The following is a 13,358-nucleotide window of genomic DNA, read 5'->3' on the forward strand; positions in this document are numbered from 1 at the left end:
CAATGCAGCCAAAAATACTAAAATGAAAAAACTACTTATTCTGACAATATTTTTATCGATTGTTTCTTGTGATGGACAAGAAAAAGAAGCTAAAGTTTTAGTGAAAAAAGCTAATGATTTTTTTATGAAATCTAATATAGACGAAAATGTAAAAATTGATAGTTGTTTAGTTTTAGTCAATCAAGCTATCGAAATTGACGAAAATTATTTTAATGCATATTATACCAAAAGTAAATTCTTGACTTGGAAAAAAGACGTCAAAGAGTCAATTAAAAATAATGCAAAAATGATAGAATTGAGACCAAAGCAACCATTATGGAAAATTCAACGCGGACTTTTTTTTGATATTGATGCAAACAAAACTGAAGCTGAAAAAAATTACAAAATTGGTTTAATTGAGTATGAAAACTTATTGAAAACCGAACTCAAAAATGATTTTAACTTCCGAATGGAATATTTATCTGCTTTGGAAATAAAAGGAGAACTTAAAAAAGCCGAAATTGAACTCAAAAATATAAGTCGAGAATTTCCAGACAACGAAATATTAAAGCTTTACAAAAATGAATATAAATTCAAAACTAAAGCCGAATTAATTGCATTGTGGAAAAACGGAACTGATAATTAGCACAGCATACAAAAACCATTATGAGCTAGCTGGAGTTTAGTGGAATTAACGTTTCGCATCAAGTTTTCGTTAAGCCGAAAATTGAGCGGTTACGAACTTCCAGCCATCTCAAAGCAGCAAAACGTTACCTGTTATTTTTGAGAACCGAAACAACTAATGAACAACATAAATTCAATCAGCCGATATGTTAAAAAAACTCTCAATAATTAGTTTATTGATTCTATTTCTTCCGTTTTTTCAAACTTGTTCTGACAAAAATATTTCTGAAAATACAATGCTGAAAAATAGTCCATTATTGGAAGAAGTCAAAAGCGATTCTAAAGCTGAACTTAATGCAAAAGAATATAATTTGACTTTCGAAGAATTAACTTTAAAAAAGAAAAAAGCAATTACTGATTTCGTTAAACTCAAAAAAGAACTAACAATAAACGGCTATCAAATTGGAAAAATTTTTATAGAAGATATTAAAACTCCACAATGGGCAATATTTCCATTTATGGTTTCGCTTTTATTAAATCTATTTCTAATAATCTATGCGTTCATGGAAAAACCGAAAGCAACTTTTATTTTAGGCGTAATAAACTTGACTTTATTAACTGTACCTTTAATTATACTGTACTTAGGAAACATATTTGAAGACATCGAACAGCTAAAAATTGGCTATTATTTGTTAGTGTTTAATTTGACAATAATTACTTTACAATCATATTCACAATTGAAAAGAAAAAACAACAGGTAACAGCTACAAGCAATTTGGGTATTAGGCTTAATTTGAAATTGGTTTTGTATTTGGAAGATTTGGCAAATCCGAAGAATGGGCTTAATTTAGTCCCAAACTGCTTGTAGCTCGAGAACGTTAGTGGTAATGCTAACTCAGAATGCAGAATTCAATAACTTAATGCAACAAATGAAAAAACATCTTTTAATACCGATCTTTTTACTTCTGCTTATTAGTTGCAAAAAAAATATTGAAAACAAAGTTGAAATAAAAAAAAACCACCGAACAGAAAAGTACCAAACTTTCGTTGACAACCAAACTATTTATGGATTAATTAATAGTGAAGCCTTAAATGAAAACGATGTTTTTAAATTTTGTAACAATGTGCTGAACAGAAAAACTACTTTTTATATCGGTTACGATACAATACTCCTAAAAAAAGTAGATACACTTTTCTCTCAAGAAGACAAAAAATTCATTTCAAAACAATACAGAAATGGAATTCATTTCATTTTAGAACAGAAACTACTAAAGCATAAAAATGTTGTTGAATATGATACGACTATGATTGCGACGAAAGAAAAAAGCGAAAAATATTGGGGTAAACTGCTTGAAAAGTATCAGTGTATTGGTTTGGTTAGTATGCCATTATTTAATTTAAAAAAAGATATGGCAATTGTTCAAGTTGGCTATAATTGTGGAATTCATTGTGCAGAAGGTGGCACTTATATTTACAAGTTGAATGAAAATGGAAAATGGGAATTGTATTTAACAGTTGAAAAGTGGATTACATAACAGCACTACCACTAACAGCTAAGAGTTTCGTTGCGTCCGTAGCACGACCAATGAAACTCCGGTTGAACGGAACCGTTTCCACTTCCGCAACCCTATGCACTAATCGTAAAAAAATTAGAGAGAATATCAAGAGGATTTATGGTCCTCTTTTGTTTTAGAGTAGTTTCTGCTTCGTTTTTGAGTGTTTTCGGTCACTTTTGGGCATAAAATCCCCAGCCGGCGCGAGCGTTAAGTAACACAGGCGCTGGCGCGAGCGTCTCGCTCGTGCGCACAAGCCGAGTTTTTACAGCAATATAAACAAAAGCAACCTCTTGACTGCTTGCTTTCCTGTTTTAATGGATATTTTGTAATTTTCAATTCATAGTATAAATATCTTTTACAACTTAAAATTAAGTTCTTAATTTCATACCCACACTATTCTGGTTATTTTTAACTAATCAAATCTATAATTACAATACAGTACTATGAAAAAATTGGACTTATAGTGTCATGGCTTTTAGGTCTTTATTTAAGAGGCAAGTATTATGAATACAAAAAAAAACTGGTTTAAGAACATTAGTTGGAGAGCTAGAAAAAAATAAATCAAAGTTTTCATTTTGATTTATTATCATAAAACAAACAAAGGCAGATATTGCCTTTATAAACACAACGAGAGTAAATTTAATACAAAGTTATTCTCGTTGTATTAAATATTAATCAGTAATAAATTATTTTATTTTACATAAGAAATCATAGGTTTAGTATATTTCCTAGGTCCTTTAATTTCATAATTATACTTTACTTCATTAATTAGGTTTTTTTCCTCATAACTTGGTGCACTGATTATTTTTATAGTGCCATCAATACTAAAGTCTCTGGCTAATAATTTCCATGTTAAATTAGTATCATAGTTCTGCTCAAGAGGTGTAACCCAAATCTGAAATATTCTAATATCTTTTTGTATTAAAGGCTTTTCATCACAAAAGATAACTTTGAGATTATCAACATTTACTGAAGATTTAAAATGGTAAGTAAGATCTTTTTTCCATCCAGAATTAATTATATCAACATAGACAAAACCATACCCAAAATCAATAATAAATTTCCAATCCTCAATAACACAGTTACCGCTATTAGTAAGTTCAAAGTTTAAAAGACAACAGTTTAGCATTGTTTTATTAGCACTCGAACTAAATCCATCAACCATTAAATTGAGAACACCTCCAGAAGTAGATCTAGGATTGTATCTTGGTGGTTGTTCTATTTTATCGGTAATAGTTCCACGATAATATTTTGGACTTAAAATAAGATCACTATTTTCGACTCCATTTATTGACATACTAAAACCATGGTCTTGATTATAATTAACTGCATTGAGATAATAATCTAAAACTATTTTTCGCTTTAAAATTTCATCAACAATATCTTCCCAGGAAAACAATAATACCTCAAATAAATCATTTTGCAAGTGCTTAACGTTCAAAAGCCTGATATACTCTTCAATTTTAGCATCTTTATTCGAAGTCGTTGCAATAATAAAAACTGCTAATTTTGGTTTAAATTTTTTTGCCCTTCCAACTTCCACATCTATTTCTTTTTCAGTAAGTTGGGCATTCGTATAAGAATCTTTTCCTTTACATTGTATCCCCCAAAAATCAATTTCTCCTTTTGGTACTCCGTAAATATCAACACCGTCTTGGGACTGGCCTATTCGACCATTCTTCTTGATTTTAAGTGGTATATCCCATAATTGTCCCCATAAATTTTTACATAAATCTTCAAAATCTTGCCAATATTCAGGTTTAGGTAACTGTTTTTTCATATTATTAAATTAATCTACTTATCTCTATTATTATTACTATTCAGGAAAAGACTTTGTCCAACAAAACTATCGAAATATCCGTCCCCAAAATCATCACCTATTATCGCAATATCAATGATCCCGTCTTTTTTAATTATGCCTTTATTAAACATAGACATCTTGTTATAGTTCGATACATTAAAATGATACAAAATTTCATTGATATGATATCCATAACTCGTATTACCATTATCTTTTATCCTTCTTGGCTGAACAATAGATTGAGTAGGTTTAGTTCCATTATTTTCAATCTTAACTAAAATAACTTCAAATTCATCCTCAGCTCCTGCATCACGATTCAATATCATTTTTCTCAATCGCTCTGCATAGCATGTGCCAAGATTAATTTCATTAAAAAACGGATTCTTTGAGAGATGCGATTTCCATAATATAGAAAGAAAAAACAATTTGAGGTTTGTATAATCTAAATTCTTATATCTAAGACAAGAAACGTGTATAGCATCACCTGCCATGATTTCAGTCTCAATGCTGTCGTGGCTATTATATAAGTGATTACAAGCATAGCGTTCTAAGGTCCCAATTACGGCGTTATCACAATCAGCACACAATATATCCCTATCCTTAAATCCGGTCTGTTGATAGGTAACTTTAGTAAGATCCTGAATATTTACATTGGCAAGTCTATGCGTTATACCATACAGTCCCTTATACATAAAGTTAGGTATAATATGTGAATTCTTAATTAATTGCTTATCCTCTAGGCAAAGTTGACAAATCATATTTATTATTTTAATAGTTTGCATAAGCACTAAATTTTATAATTTTCTATTGCTGCTTCTTACGTAAAACCTTTAAAAGCTAATATCATCTTCTTTAGACTTACACAAATCTACTAATTTTCAGTAATTAATTTTTGACTTATAGAAATACTAAAGGATATCATTAGAACCACTTGAATCATTATATTAACACAAACATACAAAATAATTTTATGTACATTTTACTTTATTTTTAAAAAAATACATATCTTTGTAACAAATAAAAAAGTTACATTCACCTTTTTAAAAAATGAAGCCATGACAAATACAACAGGATTAATAATAAAAGGCCTACGGGATAAATATGCATATACACAAGATAAAGTAGCAGATTTCCTGGGAATAAAAAGGGAAATGATCAGTTTTTACGAAACTAGAGAAAGAGAAGTCCCTTTAGAAGTTTTAGAAAGATTATCGGATTTATTTGGTGTGAACTTAGATGTTTTTTTTGTAGACAATGTTGATGAAGCAGTAGCAGAAGTTGTTTTTGCATTCAGAAAAAATGATTTTGATACTGATGATATGGAAGCAATGGCAGATTTTGGTAAGATTGTAAAAAATTATCTAAAAATCAATAATTTGTATGGTAACCGTTAATGATAAAATATTGGAGGTAAGAGCCAATAAGTTCCGCCGTGAAAACGGTATAGGAAACGAGAATGCCATTGACTTTGAAAAATTATTAAGATCGCTCGATGTTCTTACGTATTTCAGACCGTTAAATGGGGAGTTTTCAGGTATGGCATTAAAAACAAAGAACAGTAATTTCATGTTGGTCAATACCTGCCATTCTGTGGGTCGCCAACATTTCACTATTGGACATGAACTGTATCATTTATTTATCCAGCAAGGATTCAGTTTTCAAATGTGCAAAGCTGGAAAATTTGATAAGAAAGACCGCGAAGAATACAATGCCGATATTTTTAGTTCCTATTTTTTGATGCCCGAAGCAGGAATCATGAAACAAATACCGGAAGAGGAATTAGCATGGGGTGCAGAAATATCACTGGCAACAATTATTAAACTGGAGCAGTATTTTGGAGTTTCCAGAACTGCTCTATTGATACGTTTAAACAAAATTGGACTATTGCGTTCTGATTATTCGCAATATAAAAAAGATATCAAAAAAAGTGCTGTGGAACACGGTTACTCTACACTATTATACAATGCAACGGATAAAGAAGCACCTATCGTTGTTGGTAATTATGGAACAAAAGCAAAAGAATTATTTGACAAGGATAAGATTTCAGAAAGTCACTATCACTCATTGATGTTTGATATCGGTATAGATGTGGATGATCCAAATATTGATGAGGATGGCAAAGAAATTTAACGCCCCAAAAATTTTGCTGGATTGTGATGTCATTATCCATTTTATCAAGGCAGGGAAACAACTGCTGTTGCCTAAAATATTCCCGGAGCGATTTGTTATATTGGATCGGGTAAAAGCAGAACTGGATAAACACAAAAGTAGCCAAACATCGATCACTAATTTTATAACATGGTCTAAGATTCCAATTATCCCAATGCCGAGGAATATTGAGATAATTAAGGAATATAGCATACTTAAAAAGACATTAGGTGATGGCGAGGCTGCATGTATGGCAGTAGCAAGACATACAAATGACTATATTGCCAGTAGTAACTTAAGAGACATAGAGCACTATTGTCAATTACACGGTATTATTTACCTTACAACAATGGATATTCTTTTAAAAGCTTATACGTCTGGCATAATGGATGAAGAAGAATGTGATGGTTTTATCAAAGAAGTAAAAAATAAAAAAAGTAGACTTATCCATAATATAGACAGCATAAAAATTTACGAAAAACATAAAAAAAACAAATAAAAATTAGTGCATAAAAAAGTGTCCTTGCGGATCCCCGCTCCCCACTCCCACACGAATTCTTTCGTGTGTTTTTTTTTTAACAAACTACAAATTCGGCCCCCGATGATGCGGATTTACGTCCTGTGATTACCATTCTTTATTCTAAAACTATTAAAGAAAATAGTATTGACGATGTAAAAAATAAAAATATAACTACTATGCAATTCGGGAATTACACTATTCAATTCGAGAATCGCACACCATACTATTTGGAAGAATAGCGACCATCAAATAGATTTACACCACAATACAATTACCAAAAAAGTCAATTTGTAAATCTTAAACCGCTTCAATGAAAATATTTTCTGAATCCTTGATGTCCGAATTACAGCAGCAATTAAAAATGATCCATCTGCAAACAGAAAACCCTATACAATCAGCTGAAAATGCAATGAAAAGCAGCGTTGCTGCCTTAGAAAGGCTAAAAACCTTTTTTATAAAATACAAAGGGCTAAACAAAAAAGAAGAAATAGAATTCTTCCGGGATATCAAACCAAAGTTTGCCAGCAAACTGATTTACTACAACCAAATCTATAGTATTGAAACCAATAAGCCATTGGGCTCCCATAAAACAATAGCTAAATACTATAACGCAGAACTTCTTAAATTAAAGGTTTTTTTCAAACAGAACCAGGAGTTTTACCGCTACTGCCGCACGGCTAACAACTGTCTTGATAACAAATATTTTATACGCGCTAAATACGACCTTAAATTAATGATGGACAGTGTTTATTATCAAATAGACCATCGATTCTCAACCTCTCACGATTATAAAGTAGCTCGCATGCTAGCCAATGATGAGATAAAAATATTTCTGGAAGAGCAAATGCAAAAACTGCAGAGAAAGGGAATAATACCACAACCGTCTTCCCCACTCCCTAAAGGACCAAAATGGACAGGGTCAAAAGTGGAACTGATAGAATTGATTTATGCACTCCATACAGAAGGTGTTTTTAATAACGGGGCTTCAGGACTCAAAGAAGTGACAACCTTTTTTGAGATAGCTTTTAATATTGATTTAGGACAGTTCAACAGAGTTTTTATCGAAATCAGAAACAGAAAATCCGAAAGAACAAAATTTCTTAATACTCTCAAAAACAAACTTATAATCCGAATGGATGATGCAGACGAAAATTAAAACAGGCTGCTCAAGCGAGCAACCTGTTTGGCATAATTATGCACTCTATTAATGGTAGAAATAGAAGTCAACTACTCAATAGTCCCACTACTATCTGTAAAATGGGTGACTAGTTTTTTCCAGTCTGGATCAATAATCTTATCTCCTTCAGTACTCGAATAGATAGTAATACTATCCGGCACTTGCTGAATCCCAAATGACGTATTGGGCATACGGTCGCCAGTGACATACGGAGCCTTAACGTTCACTGACACGCCATTTTCTTTTTTGGAATTAAAATTAGGGCTTTCATTCTTCCCAACTACGGTACCTAAAGGATCATCTAATACTAAAACAGAGTCGGTAGTACAGGAATCAAGTGTTAACAAAATGGTTAAGCAAAATAAAGTGCTAAAACCTAAATAGATTTTTTTCATCTTTGATAATGTTTTAAATGTTACTGATTACTTTTTAATCAGTTCATTTCTCCCGGGATAATCTGAACAATTTTGATGGTAGTTTTGCTCATAACAAAACCATTTGAATTCAAGGCAAAACTAGGTGCTCCATTCTCTAGCGGCAAGCCAACACCTATTCAATTCGGGAATCTACTATATTCAATTCCCGAATTGAACACAGAACTTTCTTCGATAAGAAACATTAGTACAGATACTTACAGTTTAAAATGGGAGAATCCTTAGGTTGAGATCATTCTTGTTGCTATTAAGTTATTTTACTTACATTTAATGCGCAGAAATTGAATACTATAGTACAATCTCCCTGTTTTTTTCTAATTAGTAAGCCCCTAATCTCTTAGGAATATGAAAAAAAAATACTTACTTATAATATGGGTATGCCTTTATTATAATGCCTATTCACAACAAAATAACTTTGTCATACCGGACAGTCTTTCAACGAAAGACTATGATTATTACAGCAACAACATTCTTTATGAAGAAAAGGACAGTATCAAAGAAAGACTGTATGCACAGTCCTGGTTAGCTAAGGCAAAACGAAAAAAAAACTTCGGTCAAATGTCACATTCGTATAAAGCCTTAATTTATACGAGCAATAAAAAGCTACAACTTGTATATGTCGATAGTATGATCAAAACGGCAAAAAGAACAGCTAATATTGAATTCATAGCTTCTGCCTACATGACAAAAGGGGTTGTACAGTACGATCGTAAAGAGCATATGAATGCCCTAGACAGTTATCTGATAGCTGATGAATACATTTCAAAGACAAACAACCACTACCTCATACATAAAGTAAAATATGTTATTGCTCAGATTAAGTATTACCTGGGCTTTTACGATGAAGCAACAGCATTATTTCAAGAATGTGTCAACTATTTTAAAGAAAATAATGACCGTGCCTATCTGAATTCACTTCATTCTTTAGGGCTATCTTACAATCGCATAGGTAAATATGATCTATGCAGCCAGATAAATCAGACTGGGCAGAGCGCAGGTGTACGCCTTAAAAATTCAGAAATGGAGCCTTACTTCATCCATTCCGAAGGGGTAAACCAATATTTCAAACACAATTATCCTGACGCTATAAAGAAATTGACCAAGGCTCTTCCGGCAATGAAAGAGTATAAAGACTTTACAAACGAAACGACAGCTTATTTTTACATCGGCAAAAGTTACTGGGCCCTAAAGTTGCAGGAAAAGGCAATACCCTATTTAAAAAAGATAGATGAAGCTTTTCAAACACAAAACTTCATACGTCCTGATTTACGGGAAGCTTATGAACTATTAATTGATTATTATCAGCAACAAAACAACAAAGACTTAGAGTTGTATTACGTAAGCACCTTAGTAAAAGTTGACCAGCTGCTGCTTAAGCATTTCAAATACCTATCAGGGAAAATACAAAAAGAATACGATACTAAAAAATTACTTCAAACTCAAAAAAACATTGCACAATATTGGATAGTTATAGGCTGTATTATATTTACCATAATGACAGTAATCATAGTGGTGTTGGCGTACAGACACTATAAAAATAAAAGATTATTTAAAGAATTAATGAATCGCAAACCCGAAACGGCCCGATCATTAGTTTCAAACAATAACAGTAAAGAACTCGATATCAACCCTGAATTAATTACTGCAATTCTAATAAATCTTGAAAAATTTGAGCGCAATAAAAAGTACCTCGAAAAAGACATGACTTTGGCAAAAATGGCTTCATTACTAAACACCAATACAAAATACGCTTCTAAAATTATTACACGCTACCGCCACAAAGGAACCATTGAATATATCACCTATCTGAAGATTGAACATATTGTAGAGTTACTCAAAAACGACAACCTATACCGCATTTACAAAAATGAGGCATTAGCCGACGAAGCTGGTTTCGGCTCTACCCAAAACTTTACACGAGCGTTCAAAAATCAAACAGGCCTCTCTCCCACCTACTTCATCAGTGAATTAAAAAACCAACAACATTCATAAATAATAACAAGACACCCAAAATCGACTGCGCAAGAACAGTAATATCAAAATCAAACTTGTAATTACAACCTCCTCACACCGCCCTTAAATAAAAAGCATAGCTTAACAACATTTGAAATTAAAAGGAGGACTGCCAGTGGCATTCAGCTAAATAAACACGAGCCTCTTCAAGCTTTTGATTATCAGTCTTGATCTTTTGTTTCTTATGTATCAAGCCAAAAGAAAAAATTATTTTGAAATAAATTATCCTCTTAATTAGAAATATCTAACCTCTTATATGATCTCTTCTTCGTCGAGATGACAAACCATAAACGCCCTTATAATTTTACGCCATAAAATCACGGTAAGAATTTAAGCGTTGGCCGTAGGGAGTGACCCCCGAGTCGAGTGTGAAACACGAGCGGCTGGGGTCGCGATAGGGAAACCGAAACGAAGTGAGGTTCATCGAACACCAATATCAATAAGGGATTAGTGAGATAAATTTGTCCGATGATTTTTGGTTAAAAATTATTCAGGCTTGATTTTTTTGTTACTTTTTTCATCAAGGAAAAAAGTAAAGACTTTCTTAAAATATAAAAACAGAAATCAACCAATAAACGTTCAATTACAACCCTCTCACACCGCCCTTAAATAAAAAGCATACGAAAACAATGAAGAAGTGAAGTGGCAGCAGTCCGCGAGTTGAGGACGAAGGACGAACGGCTCGGGCTGCGGAACATTTGAAATTAAAAGGAGGACTGCCAGTGGCAGTCAGGTAAATAACTAGGTAGTTTTCAAGCTTTTGATTTTCAGGCTTGAAATCGAAGATTCATGAATACCAAAAAACGATAATAACCCATGAATATTTTTTTGTTACTTTTTTCATCAAGGAAAAAAGTAAAGGTCTAATGAACCCCAATAGCTGTTTTATTAAAAATAAGTCAATAAACACAACAATTTCAAAAGAAAAACCCCTTTTTTCTTTCACAACTTGTGAACCACTTGTGATATAAAATCAACCAATACCAACACTTTTGTGCCATAACAAACTAAAACATAAGTTATGGCACTTGAAAGCAACAGCTCCACAAACACTACTAAAAACAGAATATACCGCGAGCAATTAATTACAATGGAAGATTTAAACGAATTTCGAACTCTCCTTCTCAATGATTTAAAAGGAATCATACAATCCAAACCACTCCAGCAGAAACAATGGCTCAAATCCAATGAAGTTCGAAAACTGCTGAATATTTCACCAGGTACTTTACAAAACCTTCGCATTAACGGAACATTGACCTACACCAAAATCGGTGGTATTATGTATTACGACCATACTGATATTGAAAAACTTTTAAACGGAAATAAAGTAAATGCCCTCCCTACCCTTTTCAAGTAAAGTCATTACACCTAACGAAGCAATCAAATTATCATTCCCCGTCATCTCGAGCGCGTCATCTCGAGCCAGTCGAGAGACGAGAGACATCACTCACTATTCACCGTCATCTCGAGCGCAGTCGAGAGACACAATTCACTAAAAACATGAACTACATCAAACACCTCACCGGATTTTTTAATAAAATCAATTACGAAACCAACCTAAATCCAACGCACATTTCGCTCTATTTAGCACTTTTCCAATGTTGGAACGTAAACCGATTCAATAACCCAACAAGCATATCCCGGGAAGAAATTATGAAAGCCAGCAAGATCAATTCTAAAGCAACATACCATAAGTGCATGAAAGAATTAGAACTTTTAGGGTTTATGATATACAACCCCACATTCAATCCCCACTCCTCCTCCACCATAATCATGATCAATTTCTCTGAAAAAATAGAAATAATTTCACAAATACCACAACCAACCCATTCAAAAAATGAACCCGTTCACAATTTGACCAAAACAAAAAATGAACAAGTCATTGAACAGGTTAATGAACAGGTCTATATATATAATATAAAACAAACATCTAAAAACATTTTAAACAATATAAAAAGAGAGAAAGAAAAAAATTCAATAAATCAACCAGTTCAAAATTTGACTCCTTTAATAATTCCAAAAGAAAAAGCAATTAAACTCGATTTAATTTTTGACACCACCACTGAAAATCAAACTGAAAACAGTTTGCACAAAATTGTCACTTCGAGCGTGTCATCCAGAGCGGTGTCGATCGACGAGAAGCCTTCACTCGAAATGGTATTAGAATATTTCTCTATCAAAGAAAGTTCCAAAACGGAAGCCAACAAGTTTTTCAATTACTACTCCAGCATCGGTTGGCTCATTGGTGGGAAAACAAAAATGAAAGATTGGAAAGCCGCATCAAGAAACTGGATGCTCAACTCTACCAAATTCGCTACAAACACTTCAAAATCCGATTACAGTTCTCAACCAAAACCGATGCACCTGCACACGGCAACACAAAAAAACTATGACGAACCATTGTAAATCCATCAGTGAAACCTACGTGATCCAAAAAGGCTTCAAGATATATAATTTCCGGAAATGTCTAGATTACCTCGAAAACCAAGGAAAAATAAACTACGGAAATTCATTTCAAATTAACGAAACAGACCACCCAACCATTTACAAATTGTTGATTTATATGATTCAAGACGATAGAGCAGCCTTAAACTTAAAGATTGATCTTTCAAAAGGTATTCTTATCTCTGGAGCAATTGGTTGCGGCAAAACATCCCTTATGAACTTAGTACGCCCCTTTGCGTATCAAAACTTCGACTATAAAATCAAAACATGTAGAGAAGTCTCCTTTGAATTTGCCAAAAATGGCTTTGAAGCAATCAACTGTTACACTTTGAAGCAATCAAACCAATCAAAACTAACTGGTTATTGCTTTGACGATTTGGGCGCCGAACAACAAATAAAACACTTCGGTAATGATTGCAATGTTATGGCTGAAGTATTGATCAGCCGCTACGAACAGTTTGTCGAAAACAAATCGGTCACGCACATCACCACCAACCTTTCCGCCTCCGAAATCGAAAACAACTACGGCAATAGACTCCGTTCCAGGATGAGAGCCATGTTCAACCTGATCACATTCGACAAAAACACAACTGACAAAAGATAATCAACAAATGAACCCTAAAAAGACCTTGGCGAATTTTGCGCTTCCTTCGTGCCCTTT

Annotated in this window: 15 protein-coding genes; 12 read left to right on the plus strand and 3 right to left on the minus strand. The window is 33.1% G+C overall.

Going from position 1 to position 13,358, the window contains the following annotated elements; all coding sequences use genetic code 11:
• Positions 1 to 22: 22 nt before the first annotated feature.
• The 3 genes from FQU23_RS06840 (at position 23) to FQU23_RS06850 (ending at position 2,138) form a co-directional block, all read left to right on the plus strand.
• Positions 23 to 625 (plus strand): hypothetical protein, encoded by a 603-nt coding sequence (locus FQU23_RS06840; protein ID WP_147673210.1) that lies wholly within the window; start codon positions 23 to 25, stop codon positions 623 to 625.
• A 184-nt stretch (positions 626 to 809) separates the two neighbouring features.
• On the plus strand, positions 810 to 1,364 hold the full coding sequence (locus FQU23_RS06845) for a hypothetical protein (RefSeq protein WP_147673211.1): 555 nt from the start codon (positions 810 to 812) through the stop codon (positions 1,362 to 1,364).
• A gap of 168 nt (positions 1,365 to 1,532) precedes the next feature.
• Positions 1,533 to 2,138: a hypothetical protein gene (locus tag FQU23_RS06850; protein WP_147673212.1), complete on the plus strand. Its 606-nt coding sequence runs from the start codon at positions 1,533 to 1,535 to the stop codon at positions 2,136 to 2,138.
• Between the two features lie 712 nt (positions 2,139 to 2,850).
• Here FQU23_RS06850 and FQU23_RS06855 read toward each other — a convergent pair.
• Positions 2,851 to 3,939: a hypothetical protein gene (locus FQU23_RS06855; RefSeq protein ID WP_147673213.1), complete on the minus strand. Its 1,089-nt coding sequence runs from the start codon at positions 3,937 to 3,939 to the stop codon at positions 2,851 to 2,853.
• A 14-nt stretch (positions 3,940 to 3,953) separates the two neighbouring features.
• Positions 3,954 to 4,652 (minus strand): hypothetical protein, encoded by a 699-nt coding sequence (locus tag FQU23_RS06860; protein ID WP_147673214.1) that lies wholly within the window; start codon positions 4,650 to 4,652, stop codon positions 3,954 to 3,956.
• Positions 4,653 to 5,015: 363 nt separating this feature from the next.
• On the opposite strand from FQU23_RS06860, the gene FQU23_RS06865 reads away from it, so the two are divergent.
• From FQU23_RS06865 to FQU23_RS06880, 4 genes are all read left to right on the plus strand, one after another.
• Positions 5,016 to 5,354, plus strand: coding sequence for a helix-turn-helix domain-containing protein (locus FQU23_RS06865; RefSeq protein WP_147673215.1), 339 nt, complete (start codon positions 5,016 to 5,018; stop codon positions 5,352 to 5,354).
• The gene (locus FQU23_RS06870; protein ID WP_147673216.1) at positions 5,341 to 6,090 is read left to right on the plus strand and encodes an ImmA/IrrE family metallo-endopeptidase; all 750 of its coding nucleotides are present in this window, start codon (positions 5,341 to 5,343) and stop codon (positions 6,088 to 6,090) included. Before FQU23_RS06865 ends, FQU23_RS06870 begins: the two co-directional genes overlap by 14 nt.
• Positions 6,074 to 6,607 carry a hypothetical protein gene (locus FQU23_RS06875; RefSeq protein ID WP_147673217.1) on the plus strand — a complete coding sequence of 178 codons (534 nt, stop codon included), beginning with the start codon at positions 6,074 to 6,076 and terminating at the stop codon, positions 6,605 to 6,607. The genes FQU23_RS06870 and FQU23_RS06875 overlap by 17 nt, the downstream gene beginning before the upstream one ends.
• A gap of 331 nt (positions 6,608 to 6,938) precedes the next feature.
• A complete protein-coding gene (locus FQU23_RS06880; RefSeq protein WP_147673218.1) occupies positions 6,939 to 7,784 on the plus strand; it encodes an RteC domain-containing protein in 846 nt (281 codons plus the stop codon).
• Between the two features lie 71 nt (positions 7,785 to 7,855).
• Here FQU23_RS06880 and FQU23_RS06885 read toward each other — a convergent pair whose 3' ends face one another.
• Positions 7,856 to 8,200, minus strand: a complete 345-nt coding sequence (locus FQU23_RS06885) for a hypothetical protein (protein WP_147673219.1) — start codon at positions 8,198 to 8,200, stop codon at positions 7,856 to 7,858.
• A 75-nt stretch (positions 8,201 to 8,275) separates the two neighbouring features.
• On the opposite strand from FQU23_RS06885, the gene FQU23_RS06890 reads away from it, so the two are divergent.
• The 5 genes from FQU23_RS06890 (at position 8,276) to FQU23_RS06910 (ending at position 13,301) form a co-directional block, all read left to right on the plus strand.
• The gene (locus FQU23_RS06890; protein ID WP_147673220.1) at positions 8,276 to 8,464 is read left to right on the plus strand and encodes a hypothetical protein; all 189 of its coding nucleotides are present in this window, start codon (positions 8,276 to 8,278) and stop codon (positions 8,462 to 8,464) included.
• Positions 8,465 to 8,584: 120 nt separating this feature from the next.
• Complete coding sequence (locus FQU23_RS06895) at positions 8,585 to 10,231, plus strand: AraC family transcriptional regulator (RefSeq protein WP_147673221.1); 1,647 nt, start codon at positions 8,585 to 8,587, stop codon at positions 10,229 to 10,231.
• A gap of 1,042 nt (positions 10,232 to 11,273) precedes the next feature.
• Positions 11,274 to 11,609 carry a helix-turn-helix domain-containing protein gene (locus FQU23_RS06900; RefSeq protein WP_147673222.1) on the plus strand — a complete coding sequence of 112 codons (336 nt, stop codon included), beginning with the start codon at positions 11,274 to 11,276 and terminating at the stop codon, positions 11,607 to 11,609.
• Between the two features lie 143 nt (positions 11,610 to 11,752).
• Entirely contained in the window at positions 11,753 to 12,658 is a 906-nt protein-coding gene (locus tag FQU23_RS06905; RefSeq protein WP_147673223.1) for a transcriptional regulator, read from the plus strand.
• Positions 12,642 to 13,301: an ATPase gene (locus FQU23_RS06910; RefSeq protein ID WP_147673224.1), complete on the plus strand. Its 660-nt coding sequence runs from the start codon at positions 12,642 to 12,644 to the stop codon at positions 13,299 to 13,301. The genes FQU23_RS06905 and FQU23_RS06910 overlap by 17 nt, the downstream gene beginning before the upstream one ends.
• The last annotated feature ends 57 nt before the right edge of the window (positions 13,302 to 13,358 follow it).

Source organism: Flavobacterium sp. XN-5 (genome assembly GCF_008033395.2).
GTDB lineage: Bacteria > Bacteroidota > Bacteroidia > Flavobacteriales > Flavobacteriaceae > Flavobacterium > Flavobacterium hiemivividum.